Annotated in this window: 17 protein-coding genes; all 17 read left to right on the top strand. The window is 31.9% G+C overall.

Features of this window, described 5'->3' with window-relative positions:
• Positions 1–38: 38 nt before the first annotated feature.
• The 17 genes from grdC (at position 39) to NSA23_RS03150 (ending at position 21,474) form a co-directional block, all read left to right on the top strand.
• On the top strand, positions 39–1,577 hold the full coding sequence (gene grdC, locus NSA23_RS03230; protein ID WP_042680246.1) for a glycine/sarcosine/betaine reductase complex component C subunit beta: 1,539 nt from the start codon (positions 39–41) through the stop codon (positions 1,575–1,577).
• A gap of 10 nt (positions 1,578–1,587) precedes the next feature.
• Positions 1,588–2,766: a glycine/sarcosine/betaine reductase complex component C subunit alpha gene (gene grdD, locus NSA23_RS03225; protein WP_246119181.1), complete on the top strand. Its 1,179-nt coding sequence runs from the start codon at positions 1,588–1,590 to the stop codon at positions 2,764–2,766.
• Positions 2,767–2,938: 172 nt separating this feature from the next.
• Positions 2,939–4,021, top strand: a complete 1,083-nt coding sequence (locus NSA23_RS03220) for a BMP family lipoprotein (RefSeq protein WP_042680293.1) — start codon at positions 2,939–2,941, stop codon at positions 4,019–4,021.
• Between the two features lie 97 nt (positions 4,022–4,118).
• Positions 4,119–5,648 carry an ABC transporter ATP-binding protein gene (locus tag NSA23_RS03215; protein ID WP_042680291.1) on the top strand — a complete coding sequence of 510 codons (1,530 nt, stop codon included), beginning with the start codon at positions 4,119–4,121 and terminating at the stop codon, positions 5,646–5,648.
• The gene (locus NSA23_RS03210; protein ID WP_042680241.1) at positions 5,629–6,702 is read left to right on the top strand and encodes an ABC transporter permease; all 1,074 of its coding nucleotides are present in this window, start codon (positions 5,629–5,631) and stop codon (positions 6,700–6,702) included. Before NSA23_RS03215 ends, NSA23_RS03210 begins: the two co-directional genes overlap by 20 nt.
• Positions 6,703–6,730: 28 nt before the next feature.
• Positions 6,731–7,624 carry an ABC transporter permease gene (locus NSA23_RS03205; protein WP_042680290.1) on the top strand — a complete coding sequence of 298 codons (894 nt, stop codon included), beginning with the start codon at positions 6,731–6,733 and terminating at the stop codon, positions 7,622–7,624.
• A gap of 155 nt (positions 7,625–7,779) precedes the next feature.
• Entirely contained in the window at positions 7,780–9,165 is a 1,386-nt protein-coding gene (gene rpoN, locus NSA23_RS03200; protein ID WP_257490121.1) for an RNA polymerase factor sigma-54, read from the top strand.
• Positions 9,166–9,458: 293 nt separating this feature from the next.
• Complete coding sequence (locus NSA23_RS03195) at positions 9,459–10,484, top strand: sugar-binding transcriptional regulator (protein WP_276537017.1); 1,026 nt, start codon at positions 9,459–9,461, stop codon at positions 10,482–10,484.
• A 48-nt stretch (positions 10,485–10,532) separates the two neighbouring features.
• A complete protein-coding gene (gene gap / locus NSA23_RS03190; protein WP_042680235.1) occupies positions 10,533–11,543 on the top strand; it encodes a type I glyceraldehyde-3-phosphate dehydrogenase in 1,011 nt (336 codons plus the stop codon).
• A 67-nt stretch (positions 11,544–11,610) separates the two neighbouring features.
• Positions 11,611–12,804, top strand: coding sequence for a phosphoglycerate kinase (locus NSA23_RS03185; RefSeq protein WP_257490119.1), 1,194 nt, complete (start codon positions 11,611–11,613; stop codon positions 12,802–12,804).
• A 14-nt stretch (positions 12,805–12,818) separates the two neighbouring features.
• Complete coding sequence (gene tpiA / locus NSA23_RS03180; protein WP_042680231.1) at positions 12,819–13,565, top strand: triose-phosphate isomerase; 747 nt, start codon at positions 12,819–12,821, stop codon at positions 13,563–13,565.
• 14 nt (positions 13,566–13,579) lie between these two features.
• Positions 13,580–15,121: a 2,3-bisphosphoglycerate-independent phosphoglycerate mutase gene (gpmI, locus tag NSA23_RS03175; RefSeq protein ID WP_257490118.1), complete on the top strand. Its 1,542-nt coding sequence runs from the start codon at positions 13,580–13,582 to the stop codon at positions 15,119–15,121.
• Positions 15,122–15,125: 4 nt separating this feature from the next.
• On the top strand, positions 15,126–16,418 hold the full coding sequence (gene eno / locus NSA23_RS03170; protein WP_257490117.1) for a phosphopyruvate hydratase: 1,293 nt from the start codon (positions 15,126–15,128) through the stop codon (positions 16,416–16,418).
• Positions 16,419–16,591: 173 nt separating this feature from the next.
• Positions 16,592–16,819, top strand: coding sequence for a preprotein translocase subunit SecG (gene secG, locus NSA23_RS03165; protein WP_222704748.1), 228 nt, complete (start codon positions 16,592–16,594; stop codon positions 16,817–16,819).
• A gap of 19 nt (positions 16,820–16,838) precedes the next feature.
• Entirely contained in the window at positions 16,839–18,839 is a 2,001-nt protein-coding gene (locus tag NSA23_RS03160; protein ID WP_257490116.1) for a sodium-translocating pyrophosphatase, read from the top strand.
• A gap of 173 nt (positions 18,840–19,012) precedes the next feature.
• The gene (locus NSA23_RS03155; RefSeq protein WP_042680221.1) at positions 19,013–19,777 is read left to right on the top strand and encodes an alpha/beta fold hydrolase; all 765 of its coding nucleotides are present in this window, start codon (positions 19,013–19,015) and stop codon (positions 19,775–19,777) included.
• 59 nt (positions 19,778–19,836) lie between these two features.
• Positions 19,837–21,474, top strand: a complete 1,638-nt coding sequence (locus tag NSA23_RS03150) for a UDP-N-acetylmuramoyl-tripeptide--D-alanyl-D-alanine ligase (RefSeq protein ID WP_042680219.1) — start codon at positions 19,837–19,839, stop codon at positions 21,472–21,474.
• Positions 21,475–21,490: the final 16 nt, after the last annotated feature.

The raw sequence follows: 21,490 nt of genomic DNA, 5'->3' as shown, positions 1-21,490 counted from the left end.
TAAGATAATGATATTTTAATATTATTGGAGGTGTCATTATGACTTATTCTGTAGTAAAAGGTTCAGGATATGTTTTGGTAAATACACCAGATATGATTCTACACAATGGAACAACACAAACTACGGAAAAAACTATCAATCCAAATTCAGATTATTTAAAAGAATTGCCTAAACATATTAGAAGTTTTGAAGAAGTAGTTAATTACCCACCGAATCAGACCTATATTGGAAACTTAACACCAGAAGAATTGAAGGAATATAAAAAGCCTTGGTACGATAAGAAATTTGAAGGGGCAGATAAAGTCGGAAAATTTGGAGAAATAATGCATCAAAATGAATTTATAGGACTTATGAAAATTGTAGATACTTTTGACTTAGTTAAATTAGAAAAAAACTTTACAGAAGATGTGAAGGAAAAATTAAGTGCCCATCATTTCATGAAGGAGGATTTAATATCAAGACTTAAATCTGGAGACGAAATAGAAAGTATTAAAAAATCTGTAGAGGAACAGGGAGCTGAAGGATTATATAATAATGGAGAACTTGTAGGATGTGTGAAAAGGGCTCATGATATTGATATCAATCTTAGTGCTCATATACTATTTGAAAATTTAGTAGTAAAGGCTTCAGGAGTGTTGGCAGCATTGAATCTTATAGAAAAAAATAATATAAATCCTGAAGATATAGAATATATAATAGAATGTTCAGAAGAAGCTTGCGGTGATATGAATCAAAGAGGTGGAGGAAACTTTGCAAAATCGATAGGTGAAATGGCAGGGTTTGTAAATGCTACTGGTTCAGATACTAGAGGATTTTGTGCAGCTCCTACCCATGCTATGATTGAAGCAGCTGCATTAGTTGAAGCAGGGATATTTAAAAATGTAGTAGTAGTAGCAGGAGGTTCAACAGCTAAATTAGGAATGAATGGCAAGGACCATATTAAAAAAGGTTTGCCAATTTTGGAGGATGTAGTTGGAGGTTTTGCATTACTTATAGGAGAAAATGATGGAGTTAACCCAGTACTTAGAACAGATTTAGTTGGAAGACATACAGTAGGGACAGGTTCTTCTCCACAGGCAGTTATAGGTTCCCTTGTAACAGAGCCATTAGATAAGGGAAATTTAAAAATAACAGATATAGATAGATATTCAGTAGAAATGCAAAATCCAGATATAACAAAGCCAGCAGGGGCAGGAGATGTACCAAAATCCAATTATAAGATGATTGGTGCATTAGGTGTAATGAGAAAAGAATTAGAAAGAACCCAATTAAATGACTTTATAGAAAAGCATGGTATGGAAGGTTGGGCTCCAACTCAAGGACATATTCCATCAGGTGTACCTTATGTAGGATTTGCTAGAGAGGATATATTAAATGGAAAAATAAAGAATACAATGATTGTAGGAAAAGGAAGTCTGTTTTTAGGTAGAATGACTAATTTATTTGACGGAGTATCCATAGTTATAGAAAAGAATCCTGGAAAAATAGATGAAGAAAAAGGGGTATCAGAGGAAGAAATAAGAAGCTTTGTAGCAGAAGCCATGAGAGATTTTGCCTCTCATCTATTAAAGGAGTAGAGGTGATAAAATGATGGATAATAATGTAAAGAATATGGTAGGAAAAGTTTTTAAAGATATGGCAGATGCATTAGAAACAGGACAATTTGGAGAAAGAGTAAGAGTAGGAATAACTACCTTTGGAAGTGAACATGGTGTAGAAAATATAGTAAAAGGTGCAGAAATTGCTCAAAAAAGAGATTCGTCCATTGAAGTAGTTTTAATAGGTCCAAAAGTTGATAGTCAACTAACTCAAGTAGTAGTAGGGACAGAAGAAGAAGGATATAAAAAAATGGAAGAATTATTAGATAACAAAGAGATAGATTCTGCTGTAACTATGCATTACAGTTTTCCAATAGGTGTTTCCACTGTAGGAAGAGTTTTAACGCCAGGAAAAGGTAGAGAAATGTTTATAGCCACAACTACAGGAACTTCTTCTCCCCATAGAGTAGAAGCAATGGTTATGAATAGTATATATGGGATTATTACTGCTAAAGCTATGGGTATTGAAAACCCAACAGTTGGAATATTAAATGTAGATGGTGCAGTACAAGTAGAAAGAGCATTGAAAGAGATAGATAAAAATGGATATAAAATTAATTTTACTAATTCTTTAAGGGCAGATGGTGGCTCTATAATGAGAGGCAATGATTTACTTGGGGGAGTACCAGATGTAATGATTACAGATACTTTAACAGGTAATATATTGATAAAAATGTTCTCATCCTATACTACTGGTGGGAGCTATGAATCTTTAGGTTATGGCTATGGACCAGGAATAGGAGAAGACTATGATAGAACTATACTTATTCTTTCAAGGGCTTCAGGAATACCTGTTGTAGCCAATGCAATTAGTTATGGTGCTAATTTAGCCAAAGGAAATGTAAAGGAAATAGCAAAAGAAGAATTCAAAAAAGTAAATAATGCAGGTTTTAAAGAAGTACTAAAAGGATTAAACAAAGAGAAGAAGGATGAAAATTCTGAAGAAATAACTCCACCAGAAAAAGAAATTGTAACAGGAACTATTTCTGGGATAGATATAATGGAGTTGGAAGATGCAGTAAAAGTTTTGTGGAAAAACAAGGTATATGCGGAAAGCGGAATGGGATGTACTGGACCAGTATTATTGGTGAATGAAAATAAAATTGAAGAAGCTATAAAAATATTGTCTAAAGAAGGCTATATTTCAAATGAGTCTAACATTTGTTAAAACACTCCAAGTCTCCAAGGTAAACTTGGAGTGTTTTTGTAGGATAATACAAAAAGATTAGAAGTATTTTATAAAACTTTGTAGAATAGGACAAAGTATGCTAAAATTGTATTAGGATAAGGTTATTAAAATACTTCAAAGCTATTGAAAGGGGAGTTTAAAATTGTCTAAAATGAAAAAAATATTAGCTTTACTTATGATTGCAGTATTAACTTTTGCTGCAGTTGGATGTTCAGGCGGAGATAAGACTAATGACGATAAAAAACCAGCCGAACAGACTGAGGAAGGAAATAAAACAGATGGCAAACAGCTTAAAATTACTATGGTTACAGATGTTGGTGGAGTAAATGACCAATCCTTTAACCAATCAGCCTGGGAAGGACTTCAAAAAGCTGATAAAGATTTAGGTACTAAATCAACTTACCAAGAATCCCATCAAGAATCAGATTATGTTTCTAATTTAGAGACAGCCCTTGATGCAGAAAATGATCTTATATGGGGAATTGGATTTAAATTATCAAAGGCAGTAAAGGCTGCTGCAGAAGAAAATGATGATGTAAAATACGCAATAGTCGATTTTTCATATGGTGATGATACACCAGATAATGCAGTAGGTGTTGTATTTAAACAAGAACAACCATCTTTCCTAGTAGGATATATAGCTGCAATGATGAGTGAAACTGGTAAAGTTGGATTTGTAGGCGGCATGGAAAGTGAAGTTATAACTGCTTTTGATTATGGTTATCATGCAGGAGTTGCCTATGCAAACAAAGTTGCAGATAAAGATGTAAAAGTACTTAGACAATATGCAGAAGCTTTTGATGATCCTGCAAAGGGAAAAGCTATAGCAAACAGTATGTATCAACAAGGTGCAGATATAGTATTCCATGCTGCAGGAGGTTCTGGAGATGGAGTTATAGAAGCAGCTAAAGAACAAGACAAATATGTTATAGGTGTTGATAGAGACCAGCATGATTTAGCTCCTGACAACGTTATTACATCAGCTATGAAACGTGTGAATGTAGGAGTTTATAATGTAGTTAAAGATTTAAAAGAAGGGAAATTCCCTGGTGGAACTACAGTTGTTTATGGTTTAGAAGAAGGAGCAGTAGATATAGCTCCAACATCAGATAAGCATGTTCCAAAAGAAATCCTTGACAAAGTAGAAGAAATCAAAAAACTTATAATTGATGGAGAAATTGAAGTACCTTTTGATGAAGATTCTTATGAAGAATATGTAAAGACATTAAAATAGTTGAAAATGCAGTCCAGGCTTTTGTCTGGACTGCTTAGATATTAGATAGGAGGTAGCCTATTTGAATAATGTAGATTTAGAAACTAAAGTTATTGAAATGAAAGGGATAACTAAAAAATTTGGAGATTTTGTGGCAAATGATAGCATTGACTTAACAGTTCATAAGGGGGAGATCCATGCACTATTAGGGGAAAATGGAGCAGGAAAAACTACTTTAATGAATGTATTATATGGATTGTATATGCCTACAGAAGGGAATATATTTATTAAGGGAGATAAAGTGGAAGTTACAAGTCCTAATGTAGCTATAGAAAAGGGTATTGGTATGGTTCATCAACATTTCATGCTAATAGATACTTTCACTGTAGTTGAAAATATAATCCTTGGAATGGAAACTACTATCAAAAAAGGTTCATGGGATACAAAGTGTATTGATATTGAAAGGGCTACTAAAGAGGTAGAAAAACTGTCTAAAAAATATAGTTTGCATGTAGATCCAAAGGCTAAAATACAAGATATATCAGTAGGTATGCAACAAAGGGTAGAAATACTCAAAGCTCTCTATAGGGGTGCAGACATTCTTATATTGGACGAGCCAACTGCTGTTTTAACACCTCAAGAGGTAGAAGAACTTATCCAAATAATCAAAAACTTAACTAAACAAGGAAAAACTATCATAATAATCACTCATAAATTAAAAGAAATAAAACAAGCAGCAGATTATTGTACTATTATACGAAGAGGGAAAAAGATAAATACAGTTAAAGTGAGTAATGTAACAGAGGAAAATTTAGCTGAGATGATGGTAGGTAGACAAGTTAGTTTTGCAGTAGATAAAAAGGATATAGAAAAAGGTGAAGTAGTTCTTAATATTGATAACATTATAATTAAAGATAATAGAAAATTAAATGCAGTAAATGGTTTATCTCTGAAAGTTCATAGAGGAGAAATATTAGGTATAGCTGGTGTAGATGGAAATGGACAAAGTGAATTTTTAGAAGGGATTACTGGGCTTAGGCCTATTGAATCTGGAAAAGTAGTTTTAAATGGTGAAAATATAGTTAATACTTCACCAAGACATATTATGAAAAAAGGCATGTGTAATATTCCTGAAGATAGACAGAAAAGAGGACTAATATTAGATTTTAGTATAGCTGAAAATATGATACTTGAAATATATGATAAGGAACCTTTCTCTAAAAACGGAAGATTAAACCATAAAAACATAGAAGAACATGCAAGAAAATTAATTGGAAAATTTGATGTAAGACCTCAAAATGAGAAACAAGCTGTTGGTGCATTATCTGGAGGAAACCAACAAAAGGTGATAATAGCAAGAGAAGTTACAAATGATCCAGATGTTCTTATAGCAGCCCAGCCAACAAGAGGACTAGATGTTGGTGCTATAGAGTTTGTGCATAAATATTTAGTTGAACAAAGAGATAATGGGAAAGCAGTTTTATTAATTTCTTTTGAATTAGATGAAATACTAAATCTATCAGATAGAATAGCTGTAATATACAATGGAAAGATTGTAGATATCTTAGATAGAAAAGATGCAAATGAGAAAAAACTAGGATATTTAATGGCTGGAGGAGGTGTAGAAAATGGAAGGAAAGAGGCTTAAATTTACTATTATATCTGTATTTGTAGGTCTCTTAGTAGGTGCTTTTATATTATTGGCAGTAGGATTCAACCCTTTAGAGGCTTATGGAGTAATGATAAGAGGAATTTTGGGGAAACCTAAATATATTTCCTGGACAATAATTCAATCTACACCTTTAATATTGACAGGTATTTCTGTAGCCTTTGCTTTTAGAACAGGTTTATTTAATATTGGTGCAGAAGGACAATTTATAATAGGTGCATTAGTAGCTACATTAGTGGGATATTTCTGGAATTTACCTCCAATTCTTCATGCTATAGTAGCTATGTTGATGGCATGCTTAGCTGCAGCTATTTGGGCAGGTTTAGCTGGAATTTTAAAGTCTAAATTTGGTGTAAATGAAGTTATTACAACTATAATGCTTAACTGGATAGCACTTTATTTGAGTAATGCCGTTGTGTTTTGGGACCAGTTTAAAAGACCTAATAGTGAGGCTTCCTATAATATATTAGAATCTGCAAGTATAAGATTTCCAAAAACTTTAAGATCTATAAGTGATTTTTTTCGAGCACCAGTTAATTGGGGATTTATAATTGCAATTCTTGTAGCTATATTAATTAGACATATATTGAAAAACACTACTTTAGGATATCAGTTAAGGGCAGTAGGGTTTAATAGTGATGCAGCAGAATATGGAGGAATAGATGTTAAAAGAAATATAGTCATATCTATGGCTATTGCAGGTGCATTATCTGGACTTGCAGGTGCAGTACATGTACTAGGAGTTACTGAAGAAGTAGCTGTCTTAGCAGCCATGGAAGGAAATGGTTTTGATGGTATTGCAGTATCTTTAATTGCTGGAAATAATGCTATAGGATGTATATTTGCAGGACTATTATTTGGTGCTTTGAAATATGGTGGATATAAGATACAACCTGCTATGGGGGCACCGTCTGAAATTATTAGTATTGTAATAGGTACAATTGTATTCTTTATATCTATGCCTAAACTTATAGAAATGTTAACAACTTTAAGAGCTAAAAGAAAGAGAGGTGGAGAGGTTGAGTCTAAATGATTTGGGACTAATTATAGGGATAAGCTTAATGTATTCTGCACCTCTCATGTATACAGCATTGGGAGGGGTTATGTCTGAAAACTCTGGAGTAGTAAATATAGGACTTGAAGGCATGATGACAATAGGCGCCTTTGTAGGGACTACTGTAGCTTATTATTCAGGTAATCCTTGGTTAGGATTTCTAATGGGCGGGTTATCTGGTGGAGTATTGGCCCTTTTACATGCTATTGCTTCTGTTTCTTTTGCGGCAGACCAAATAGTTTCTGGTATAGCTATAAACTTTCTAGGACCAGGATTAGCATTGTTTTTAAGTAGAGTATTTTTTGATGGAGCAACTATGACAGCTCCCATTCCATTAGATCGTAAAATGCCTAGACCATTTAATTATTTATTTACTAAAGGTTCTTTTTTAGATTTAATTTTCAACCAATATGCAACAGTGTATATTGCATTTTTATTAGTACTAGTAGTATGGTTTATACTATATAAGACCAAGATAGGACTTAGAATAAGGGCAGTAGGAGAACATCCAAAAGCTGCAGATACATTGGGAATCAATGTATTTAAAGTTAAATATTTAGCAGTAATACTTTCAGGAGTATTTGCAGGATTTGGTGGAGCTTCAATGAGTATAGCTGTAGTATCTAATTTTAGAGCTACTCTTATATCTGGACAAGGATTTATAGCTTTAGCTGCTATGATATTTGGCAAATGGACTCCTCAAGGTTCTATGTGGGCATGTTTATTGTTTGGAGCTGCTCAAGGTATAGTAGTTTATTTAGGTGGAACGGATGTGAAAGTATCATCTCAAATACTTGAAATGATACCATATGTTCTTACATTAATAATACTTGTGAGTTTTGTTGGCAAAGCCACAGGACCAGCAGCAAATGGAATTCCTTACGAAAAAAATGAAGCATAATATAGAAAAAGCTCTTAACCCTAGGATTAAGAGCTTTTTCTATCAAATAAAACTTATATCTGTCGAAAAATAAATAGTTTTGTACTTTATGCAACTATCTGGTATAATATGAACTGTAAACAAATAAATTAGAAGTAAGGATGGAGTGAGCTTTTATGAGATTAGGTTATAATTTAACCCTTGAGCAAGCTCAAAAGCTAGTAATGACCCCTGAATTACAGCAGGCAATTCAATTGCTTCAGTTTACTAGCCATGAACTAAATGAATATTTAGAAAACGAAATGGAAACTAATCCATTACTAGAAGTAAAAACTGATGCTAAAGAACATGAGAATATAGACGAAATAGAATCCAAAAATGAAGAAATTGATTGGGAAGAATTCCTAGAAAACTATGATGACATAAGCTATACAGTTACAGCGCCAAGAGACAGAAATGAAAAAGAAATCACTTATGACAATTTTATTACCTATTCATCATCCCTAAAAGAACATTTATTACTTCAGTTAAATTTAAACATTTCTAATGAAATAGATAAAATCATTGGAGAACTTATCATTGAAAGCATAGACCAAAATGGTTATTTAATCACATCTATTGAAAGTTTGGCTAAAGATTTAAAAATTCCTTTTGAAAGGGTGGAAAAGGTTTTACTCCAAATACAAACTTTTGACCCTATAGGAATAGGAGCTAGAGATTTAAAGGAATGCTTAATGATTCAACTAAGAGAAAGAAAAATTAAAGATGAAAATATATATCTAGTTGTTGAAAATTATTTAGAAGATATAGCTCACAATAGACTTTGTAAGATCTCAAAAAAATTAGGTATAGAATTAAAAGATGTACAAGATATTTGTGATTATATTAAGACATTAGAGCCTAAACCAGGAAGATGTTTTTCAGGAGATATGGAAGAAGTTAAATATATTACTCCAGATATTACATTGAGATATTTAGATGGGGAGTACATCATTATACTAAATGATAATACAGCACCAAGACTAAATATTAATAGATTTTATAAAGGACTTATGGCTAGTTCAGATGATCCAAATATAACTGAATTTATAACTAAAAAGTTAAACTCTGCTATGTGGATTATAAAAAGCATAGAACAACGGAGAATGACTATATATAATGTAGTTGAATCTATATTAAAATTCCAAAGTGATTTCTTTGAAAAAGGTGAAAAAGCCTTAAAGCCTTTGACATTAAAAGATGTCGCAGATGATATAGGGGTACATGAATCAACTGTTAGTAGGGCAACTAATGGAAAGTATATGCAAACTCCTAGAGGGCTTTTTGAACTTAAATATTTTTTTACAAGTGGAGTATCTAGTGAAAAAGGTAGTTTGTCAGCTACTAGTATCAAAGTCATGATTAGAGATATGATAGAAAAAGAAGATTCTAAAAAGCCTTTAAGTGATCAAAAAATAGCGGATATTTTAAAGGAAAAGAGCATATCTATTTCAAGGAGAACAGTAGCTAAATATAGAGATGAATTGGATATACCATCATCATCTAAAAGAAGACGATATTAAAGCCTTTATTCAAAATAGAATGAAGGCTTTAGTTATAATATGAATATCGCTATATTTTTTATATTAAATCAAGTACTTAAATAATTTTTATTTCACTTGAAAAAAGATAAGTTTTATTCTATAATGGTATTGTAAAAAGAAAGAGTGTTGAATTTAGAAATTTTTTTTGAGCATAGTGGGACAAAAATAATACAGAGGGACTTCTTATGACCATATAGAATTATATTAACTACTTATGTACATAATATTTATCATAACAATACTTGGCTTTCTAATGTTAAGAGGTGTTTTTATTGAAAGATTTAATTAAATTAGAAAAAAAGATAGTACCAGAAATAATAGATACTTTAGAAAATAGATATGATATTTTAAGAAATATATATTACAATGAGCCTATTGGAAGAAGATCCTTAGCTAATCAGCTAGGAATGGGAGAAAGAGCTGTTAGAACAGAGGTCAACATTTTAAAAAATCAAGGTTTATTAAATATTGAATCAATGGGTATGTATGTAACTATAGAAGGTAAAGAACTTCTAGAAGATATGAAAGATGTAATTCATGGAATAAAGGGATTAACAGAATTGGAAAATGCATTAGAAAGTAAATTAAATCTTAAAAAAGTTTTAGTTGTTCCAGGAAATTCTGATGAAAGTGAACTAGTTTTAAAAGATATGGGAAGAACTGCAGCTAAATACTTGAAGAAACTTATAAAAGCAAATAATATCATAGGCATAACTGGCGGTACTACAATGGCTGAAGTAGCTGAAGAAATGCCAAAAGGAAAAGCAGATAATGAAATTTTAGTCCTTCCAGCTAGAGGTGGATTGGGAAAAGATGTAGAAACTCAAGCTAATAGTATAGCTGCCAATTTAGCTAAGAGATTAGGTGGTAACTATAGACTTTTGCATGTTCCAGATAATATTGAACAGGAAGCTATAGATGCACTTTTAAAAGTTTCAGAAGTTAAGGAATTTGTAGATATAATCAAAAAAATAGACATACTTGTTTATGGTATAGGTAGAGCAGATGTAATGGCAGAAAGACGAGAGTTACCTAATGAAACTATTAAAAAGCTAATAGAAAAAGGTGCAGTTTCAGAGGCTTTTGGTCATTATTTTGATACAAGCGGAAATAGAGTTTGGGAATCTATGACTGTAGGATTATCCCTTGTAGATTTTAAGCAAGTTAAGAATGTTATTGGAGTAGCAGGTGGTACTAAAAAAGCAGAAGCAATTATTTCTATTTCCAGTATTAGAGAGGATATGGCTTTAGTAACAGATGAAGGTGCAGCTAGAAAGATTTTAAAATTAGTTAATTAAGCTACATATGTAGCTAAAAATAAATAATAGTATTAAGGAGGAATATATATGACTTTAAAGGTAGGTATAAATGGATTTGGTAGAATAGGAAGAGATGTTTTAAGAATTTATATGGAGGATGAAATAAAAGATTTTGATGTAGTAGCTGTAAATGCATCAGGTGATATTGATACTCTAGCACATTTATTCAAATATGATTCATTATATGGAAAATTTGATGGAACTATTGAAACAACAGAAGATTCATTCATTATAAACGGTAAAGAAATCAAAAGAACTGATCACAGAAATCCAGAAGAAATACCTTGGAAAGAACTAGGAGTAGAATTAGTAATTGATTCAACAGGAGCTTTTAGAGATAGAGAAGGACTTTCAAAACATATTAAGGCAGGAGCTAAGAAAGTAATTCTTACAGCACCAGGTAAAAATGAAGATACAACTATAGTTATGGGAGTTAATGAGAATGACTACGATCCAGAAAAACATAATATAATATCAAATGCTTCTTGTACAACAAATTGTCTAGCGCCAGTTGCAAAAGTAATATTAGATAAGTTTGGAGTTAAGAAAGGTCTTATGACTACAGTTCACTCCTATACAAATGACCAACAAATATTAGATAAGAGACACAAAGATTTAAGAAGAGCAAGAGCTGCAGCAGAATCAATTATTCCTACAACAACAGGAGCAGCTAAAGCTGTTGCATTAGTAATACCAGAACTTAAAGGAAAATTAAATGGATTTGCAATGAGAGTTCCTACTCCAACAGTATCTGTTGTAGATGTTGTGTTTGAAGTTGAAAATCCAACAACAGCAGAAGAAGTAAATAAGGCATTAAAAGAAGCTAGTGAAGGAGAAATGAAGGGAGTTCTTGGATTCTCAGAAGAGCCATTAGTTTCAGTAGACTATAAGGGAGATCCACATTCTTCAATAGTTGATGGATTATCTACAATGGTTATTGACAATATGGTAAAAGTAGTTTCCTGGTATGATAATGAATGGGGATATTCCTATAGAGTAGTTGACTTAGCAAGCTACGTTGCAAACGCAAATAAGTAAACATATTAGACCGGTCTTGAATTTCAAGACCGGCTTTTACCAACTATATTAATAAGAGGTGATAAATATGTTAAATAAGAAAACTGTAGAAGATTTACAAGTGGAAGGAAAGAGAGTATTAGTTAGATGTGATTTTAATGTTCCTATGGATGATAATAGAAATATAACTGATGATACAAGAATTGTGAGTGCTCTTCCTACTATAAAGTACTTAATAGAAAATGGTGGAAAAGTAGTTCTTATGTCTCATTTAGGAAGACCAAAGGGAAAAGCAGATTCTAAATTTAGCTTAGAGCCAGTATCAAAGAGATTATCAGAGCTTCTAAATAAGGAAGTAAAATTTGCTAAAGATGATAATGTTATTAGTGAAGATGTAAAAAATATAGTAGATAATATGAACAATGGAGATGTAGTTTTATTAGAAAATACTAGATTTAGAAGTGAAGAAAAGAAAAATGATGAAAACTTTGCTAAAGACCTAGCATCTCTTGGAGATGTATTTGTAAATGATGCTTTTGGAACATCTCATAGAGCTCATGCTTCAAATGTTGGGGCTTCAAAATTTTTGCCTTCAGCAGTAGGATTTTTAGTAAAAAAAGAAATTGAAGTAATGGGTAAAGCATTAGAAAATCCTGAAAGACCTTTTGTTGCTATTCTTGGTGGAGCAAAAGTTTCAGATAAAATAGGAGTTATTGAAAATCTACTTGAAAAAGTTGATACTATACTTATAGGTGGAGGAATGGCTTATACATTTTTAAAGGCAAAGGGATATAGTATAGGTACTTCACTATTAGAAGAAGACAAAATAGATTTAGCTAATGAACTACTTAAAAAAGCAGACGAAAAAAATGTAAAAATCCTACTTCCAGTAGATATAGTAGTAGCTAAAGAATTTAAAAACGATACTGAATATAAGACTGTAAAAATAGATAGTATTCCAGAAGATATGATGGGATTAGATATAGGATCGGAAACAATTAAATTGTTTAGCGAAGAAATAAAAAATGCTAAGACAGTTGTATGGAATGGACCAATGGGTGTATTTGAAATGAAGAACTTTAAAAATGGAACAGAATCAATTGCAAAGGCTATGGCAGAAACTAATGGTATAACTATAGTTGGAGGAGGAGATAGTGCTTCAGCAGTTGAAAAAGCTGGCTTCAAAGAAGAAATGACTCATATATCTACAGGTGGAGGAGCTTCTTTAGAATTCTTAGAGGGAAAAGAATTGCCAGGTATTGCTGCTATAAGCGAAAAATAAGAGGAGGTATTTTAATGCGTAAACCAATTATTGCAGGAAATTGGAAGATGAATAAAACTATTAAAGAAGCAGTAGAATTGGTTAAAGATATAAAAAGTGGAGATAGAGATGATAATGTAGAAGCGGTTCTTTGCGTTCCATTTACAAACTTAATGGAAGTAAAGAGAGAAATTGAAGGAACAAATATAAAGCTTGGAGCACAAAATATGCATTGGGAAGATAGTGGAGCTTTTACAGGCGAAATATCACCATTGATGCTTAAAGAAATAGGTATTGACTATGTAATAATAGGTCATTCTGAAAGAAGACAATATTTCAATGAAACTGATGAGACTGTAAATAAAAAGGTGAAAACTGCATTGAAATATGATATAAATCCAATTGTATGTGTAGGAGAAACTTTAGAAGAGAGAGAAAGTGGAAAAGAAAAAGAAGTAGTTAAGGCACAAGTTTTAAAAGCATTGGAAGACATAGAAGAAAAAGACATAGAGAGTATTGTAATTGCCTATGAGCCAATATGGGCTATAGGAACTGGAAAGACAGCCTCAAATAAAGATGCAAATGATATAATAAGTTTTATTAGAGAAACTATTGGGAATAAATATAGTAAGGACATTTCCGAAAAAATAAGAATACAATACGGCGGAAGTGTTAAGCCGGCTAATATAAGTGAATTGATGGATGAATCTGATATAGATGGAGCGTTAGTTGGCGGAGCTAGTTTAAAATCTGAAGATTTCTTAAAACTTATAAATTTTTAATGGAGGCTTTAAATATGGATAAAAAGAAACCAGTAATGCTTACAATATTAGATGGTTGGGGATTAGGCAAAAAATATGAAGGAAACGCAATAGAACTTGCCAATAAGCCTAATTTTGATAAACTTTTAAAAGAGTGGCCTAGCACTAAACTAGGTGCTAGTGGATTGTCAGTAGGTCTTCCAGAAGGTCAGATGGGAAATTCCGAAGTTGGCCATTTAAATATAGGAGCTGGAAGAATTATATATCAAGAATTAACTAGAATCACAAAGTCTATTGAAGATGGAGATTTCTTTGAAAAAGAAGAATTTTTAGAGGCAATAGATAATGCAAAGAAAAATAAAAGCAGTATCCATATAATGGGTTTAGTATCTGATGGAGGAGTTCATAGCCATAATACTCATCTATATGCTCTTTTAGAGCTATTTAAAAAGCATAATATAGATGATGTATATATTCATGCTTTCTTAGATGGAAGGGATGTACCACCTAGCAGTGGGAAAGGCTATATAGAGGAGCTGGAAAAAAAAATAAAAGAAATTGGTATAGGTAAAATATCCACAGTTTCGGGCAGATATTATGCTATGGATAGAGATAAGAGATGGGAAAGGACTAAATTAGCCTATGATGCTATGGTTATAGGAGAAGGAAAAGAATCAAAATCAGCTGTAGAGGCTATTGAAAATTCTTATGACGAAAAAGTGTGGGATGAGTTTGTTGTACCTACAGTTGTAAAAGAAAATAATGAGCCAGTGGCTACAATAAATGATGGAGATTCTATTATATTCTTCAATTTTAGACCAGATAGGGCTAGACAAATAACTAGGGCTATAGTTGATAAGGATTTTGATGGTTTTGAGAGAGCAAAAAAAGTAAGTACTTTTTTTGTAACAATGACTCAATATGATAAAACTATTGAAAATGTTCATATAGCCTATAAACCTGAAAAATATAAAAACACCTTAGGCCAGTATATAAGTAGTTTAGGACTTAAACAACTTAGAATAGCAGAAACAGAAAAATATGCTCATGTAACCTTCTTCTTCAATGGGGGAGTAGAAGAACCAAATGATGGAGAAGATAGAGCATTGATTCCTTCTCCTAAAGTAGCTACCTATGATATGCAACCTGAGATGAGTGCAGAAAAAGTAAAAGATGAAGTAATAGAAAGAATTAAAATGGATAAATATGATCTAATTATTTTAAATTTTGCAAACTCAGATATGGTAGGACATACAGGTGATTTGCAAGCTACTATTAAAGCTATAGAAACTATAGATAGATGCTTAGGAGAAATAGTTGAAGAAATAGAAAAAAGAGATGGAAAGCTATTGATTACTGCAGATCATGGTAATGCAGAAAAAATGATAGATGAAAAGGACAATAGTGTGATAACATCTCATACAACTAATGAAGTACCTTGTATAATAGTAGGAGATAGAAATATAAAACTAAGAGAAGGAATACTTGCAGATATTTCTCCTACATTACTTCATATGCTTGATATTGAAGTTCCAAAAGAAATGACAGGAAAATCACTTATTTTAAAGGAGGAGTAAATAAATGACTATGATAACTGATGTATATGCAAGAGAAGTATTAGATTCAAGAGGGAATCCAACAGTAGAAGTGGAAGTATGGACAGAAACAGATGCATTTGGAAGAGCGTTAGTACCATCTGGAGCTTCTACAGGAGCTTTTGAGGCTGTTGAACTTAGAGATGGTGATAAGGATAGATATTTAGGAAAAGGAGTATTAAATGCTGTAGACAATGTAAATAGCATAATTGCTCCAGAAATTATTGGAATGGATGTATTAGATCAAATAGGTGTAGATAAGGTGCTTATAGAATTAGATGGTACAGATAATAAAGGGAAACTTGGAGCAAATGCTTTGCTTGGAGTTTCACTAGCAGTAGCTAGAGCAGCAGCTAATGAATTAGGACTTCCTCTTTATCAATATATTGGAGGAGTAAATGGAAAAGTTCTTCCTGTACCAATGATGAATATTCTAAATGGTGGAGAACATGCAGATAATAATGTGGATATACAAGAATTCATGGTAATGCCAGTAGGAGCTAAAAGTTTTAGAGAAGCTCTTCAAATGGGTGCAGAAGTATTTCATAGTCTAAGATCTGTACTTAAAGGTAAGGGATTAAATACAGCAGTAGGTGATGAAGGTGGATTTGCTCCAAATCTAACTAGCAATGAAGAAGCATTAAAGACTATAGTAGAAGCTATAGAAAAAGCAGGGTATAAACCAGGCAAAGATGTACGTTTAGCTTTAGATGTAGCTGCAACAGAATTATACAACGAAGAAAGAAATATGTATATTTTGGCAGGAGAAGGAAAAGAATATACAGCTGAAGAGTTAGTAAAATTCTATGAAGAAATGGTAGAGAAGTATCCTATTATTTCCATAGAAGATGGTTTAGCTGAAGAAGATTGGAATGGCTGGAAATTAATGACTGAAAGATTGGGAGATAAGATTCAAATAGTTGGAGATGACTTATTTGTAACTAATACTGAAAGATTGGAAAAGGGTATTGATTTAGGAGTATCTAATTCAGTACTTGTTAAATTAAATCAAATAGGAACTCTAACTGAAACATTAAATACTATAGAAATGGCAAAAGTTCATGGATATACTGCTGTAGTATCCCATAGGTCTGGAGAAACAGAAGATACAACTATAGCGGATTTAGTTGTAGGAACTAACGCAGGACAAATTAAAACTGGAGCTCCATCAAGAACTGATAGAGTTGCAAAATATAATCAATTATTAAGAATAGAAGATATGCTAAATGGTATTGGTGAATATAGAGGATTAGAAGCTTTCTATAATTTAAAAAAATAAGAAACAATAATAGAATAATTCATAAATAAATAGTAAGGTTAACCTTACTATTTATTTATGAGTGCTAACTCGGTATCTTTTACTATTGATTTTATACAATCCCTATGGTAAAATATTGTTGTTTACCAAGTGTGAAGGCTATGCTTTCAACAGAGGAAACAGGAGGTGGAAGTGTGAAGATTTTGTTTTCCATTACTATTATTGCTTCTAGTTTATTTTTAATAGCTACTATTTTGTTGCAGCCTGGGAAATCTCAAGGTCTTGGAACAATAAGTGGCGGTGCAGAAAGTATCTGGGGTAAGAATAAAGGACAAAGCTTTGAAGATACATTAAGTAAGCTGACTACTATATCAGCCATTTTATTTATAATATCTGCATTAGTACTTGCATCTATACAATAAGAAGGAGGTAAAATTAAATATGGATAAAGCTATTATAATGGCACCTGTTGTAGGTATATTAGCTCTTTTATTTGCTATATATAAAGCAAATACAGTTAATAAAGTAAATCCTGGCAACGATAGGATGAAGGAAATTGCATCCTATATTCAAGAAGGTGCAATGGCATTTTTAAAGAGAGAATATCGTTCTCTAGCAATATTCGTAATTGTACTATTTGTTATTTTAGCAATAATAAATATTAAAACAGCAGTATCTTTTTTATTAGGATCACTATTTTCAATACTTGCAGGTTATTTTGGTATGAGAGTAGCTACAAAAGCCAATGTTAGAACTGCAAATTCTGCTAAAGAAGGTGGCATGAATAAGGCATTAGAAGTTGCATTCTCTGGTGGAGCAGTTATGGGAATGTGTGTAGTAGGACTTGGGATATTTGGTGTAGGACTATTATACATATTATTTGGCGATCCAGATATAATAACAGGTTTTGCTCTAGGAGCTTCATCAATAGCATTATTTGCTCGTGTTGGTGGAGGAATATATACAAAGGCAGCTGATGTTGGAGCAGATTTAGTTGGAAAGGTAGAAGCAGGAATTCCTGAAGATGATCCAAGAAACCCAGCTACAATAGCAGACAATGTTGGAGATAATGTTGGAGATGTTGCTGGTATGGGTGCTGATTTATTTGAATCCTATGTAGGAGCTATAATATCAGCAATAACTCTTGGATTGGCATCCTATGGAGATTCTGGAGTTGAATACGCACTAGCCCTTGCATCTGTTGGGGTAATTGCTTCAATTATAGGAGTATTTTTTGTAAGAGGAGATAAGGATCCACAAAAAGCATTAAATACAGGAACATTAGTAAGTTCAGTTATAACTATAATATTAGCATTTGTATTAAGTAAACCAATATTAGGTTCTAACAGACCTTTCATATCAATAGTTGCAGGTCTTTTGGTAGGACTTATAATTGCAAAAATCACTGAATACTATACATCTGCTGATTATAGCCCAGTAAAAAGAATTGCAAATGAATCAGAAACTGGTTCTTCAACAAATATTATAGGTGGACTTTCAGTAGGTATGGCATCTACAGCAGGACCTATAATAATTATAGCTATAGGTATACTAGTAGCTTTCTATGCTTCAAATGGAGCAAACGACATAGCAGAGGGACTATATGGAATTGCATTAGCAGCAGTAGGAATGCTTTCAACAGCAGGAATGACAATAGCAGTTGATGCTTATGGACCTATAGCAGATAATGCTGGTGGTATAGCAGAAATGTGTGAATTGCCAGAAGAAGTACGTGAGATCACAGATACATTAGATTCAGTAGGAAATACTACTGCAGCAGTAGGAAAGGGATTTGCAATAGGTTCAGCTGCACTTACAGCACTAGCACTATTTGCTTCTTATACTCAAGCAGTTAACTTAGAAGGAATAGATCTAACAAGTCCAACAGTTATAGCAGGACTTTTCATCGGTGGAATGCTTCCATTTTTGTTCTCAGCTATAACTATGGAAGCTGTTGGAAAAGCTGCATTTAGTATGATAGAAGAAGTTAGAAGACAATTTAAAGAAATTCCAGGAATTATGGAAGGAACAGCAACACCAGAATATAGTACTTGCGTAGATATAAGTACTCAAGCAGCATTAAAAGAAATGATTATTCCAGGGTTGCTTGCAGTAGTAGTACCAGTAGTTGTAGGGATTATTTTAGGAACAGAAGCTTTAGGAGGATTACTTGCTGGGGCTTTAGTCACTGGTGTTTTAATGGCTATATTTATGGCCAATGCTGGAGGAGCATGGGATAATGCTAAAAAGCATATAGAAGATGGAAACAATGGTGGAAAGGGAAGTGAAGCACACAAGGCAGCTGTAGTTGGTGACACAGTAGGAGATCCATTTAAAGACACTTCCGGTCCATCAATAAATATATTAATCAAACTTATGACTATAGTATCATTAGTCTTTGCACAACTATTTGTAAATTATGGTGGAGTACTATTTAAATAATATGAGTAAAAAGCCCCTCAATATTGAGGGGCTTTTTATTAGCATTATATGGTATAATAGAAGTACTAATTCATAATTGATTTATGAATATAGAAATAAAAAGTAGATCACTATTATAATAATATAGAATAAGCTAATAGTATTAAAGAGGAAAAATAGTGAGGAAGATAAATATGAAAGTCAAAATAGAAGGTTTAAACATATATTATATTGTGGAAGGCAAAGGGAGAAATGTTTTACTTCTACATGGCTGGGGAGCAAATATTGATACTATGATGCCCATATTTAATTTATTAAAGAATAATTTTAAGGTATATGCTATGGATTTTCCTGGATTTGGCAAAAGTGAAGAGCCAAAAGAAACTTACGGTGTATATGATTATGGAAGAATAACTAAAAAATTTATAGATGAAATGGGGATGGATGAAGTTATTTTAATAGGACATTCTTTTGGTGGAAGAGTTTCCATAGTTCTTAGTAGTCGATATAAGGATTTAGTAAGCAAAATGGTATTAATAGATAGTGCAGGAATTATTCCAAGAAGAAGTTTTAAATATCATTTAAAAGTTTATAGCTTTAAGGTGTTAAAATGTTTATATAAATTTTTCTTTTTCTGGACAGATGAAAAGAAAAAAATGGAAAAGTTTTATAAAAAGTTTGGTTCTGCAGACTATCAAAACGCTTCAGGTATTATGAGAAGAATTTTAGTAAAAGTGGTAAATGAAGACTTAGAACCACATTTAAAAGATATCGAGGCTTCCACATTACTTATCTGGGGAGAAAATGATACAGCAACTCCTGTATATATGGGTGAAATAATGGAGGAAAAAATAAAAGATAGTGGACTTGTAATTCTTAAAGAAGCAGGTCATTATTCTTATCTAGATGACTTTGGAAGATTTTCTATCATACTCAAAACTTTCTTATTAGATAACTAATATCTATGTAGTCCAAAGCTTTTTCTTAGCTAAGTTTTATTTTTTAGGAGGTTTAGGAAATGAGATTAGAGAAAATATTTTATATTTCTATTTTATTTTGGATAGTAACAATTATTTTTAAGTCAAGATTTTTTCTACATATGATTCAATTACAGGGGTATAGGAATGAGGAGTATAGAAAATGGATCAAAACTTCAACAAAAGCTTATCCCAAAAGGATGAAGATTTCTCTTATAGTACTTACTATTATTTTAGTTTTTCAAATGATATATACTGGATATAATAAAAACAATATTGTATTATTTTTATTTAATTTATTGTGGATAGTATCAATTTTTTATACCTTTAATTTTAAAAGAGAAGAGTCTAAAAAAGAATTGGTATTTACACCAAGGGCTAAAAGATTATATGTTTCAAATTTTTTAGTTAATTTTTTAGAATTATTAATATTATTTATGATAGTGAAAAAATTAGCATCAGATATAATAATATATATGCCTGTAATATTGTATGGATTATTTATAATTTATTTTTTACAAAGCGGAAATATAATTTTAGCTAATATTATAGTAACTCCAGTTGAGAGAAGAATAAATGAATACTATTATACAATGGCTCAAGAGAAAATAAAATCTATGGAAGATTTAAATACTGTAGGTATCACTGGCAGTTTTGGAAAAACTAGTACTAAATTTATTGTAGATACTATATTAAAAGAAAAGTATAGAGTGTTAAAGACTCCAGAAAGCTATAATACTCCTATGGGAATTAGCAAAGTAATAAATAGTGAATTAACAAAAGACTATGAAATATTTATAGCAGAAATGGGTGCTAGATATATTGGAGATATAAAAGAACTTTCCAAACTAACCAATCCTAAAATAGGTATTATCACATCTATAGGTCCAACACATTTAGAGACTTTTAAAAATATTGAGAATATAATGAAGACAAAATATGAACTTATAGAAGAATTACCAAGTGATGGAATAGCTATTTTTAACTATGACAATGAATATGTAAAAAAACTTGCTGATAAAACATTTAAAGAAAAAATATTATATGGATTAGAAAATACTGAAAAACTAGATATTTATGCTACAGATATAGAAGTATCGGAACTAGGATCTACTTTTATGTTAAAAGATAAAAGTGGAGAGGAAATAAAATGTACAACTAAACTTTTAGGAAAGCATAATATATATAATATATTAGCTGGAGCTAGTGTAGCAAAAGCATTAGGACTTACATTTAAAGAAATAAAAAGAGGAATATCTAAAGTGGAACCTATACCTCATAGACTAAATATTATTAACCCAGGAACTGGTGTTATAGTAATAGATGATGCCTTTAACTCAAATCCTGATGGAGCAGAAGCAGCTTTGGAAGTGTTGAGTCAGTTTAAAGAAGGTAGAAAGATAATAATTACCCCTGGGATGGTAGAATTAGGAGATAAAGAAGAAGAAGCTAATAGAGAGTTTGGAATTAGTATAGGGAATGTATGCGATTATGTAATATTAGTTGGAGAAAAAAGAACTAGACCTATTTATGATGGGTTAAAAAACTCAGGTTATGATGAGGAAAATATTTTTGTTGTAAAAAATTTAGATGAAGCCACATCTAAACTTCAAGAAATTGTTAAATCTAAGGATATTGTATTATTTGAAAACGACCTACCTGATAATTATGAAGAATAATTTTGAGGAGTGATAG

The sequence above is a fragment of the Anaerosalibacter massiliensis genome, assembly GCF_024623155.1.
Classification (GTDB): Bacteria; Bacillota; Clostridia; order Tissierellales; family Sporanaerobacteraceae; genus Anaerosalibacter; species Anaerosalibacter massiliensis.
This window is presented reverse-complemented; position numbering and strand designations above follow the sequence as displayed.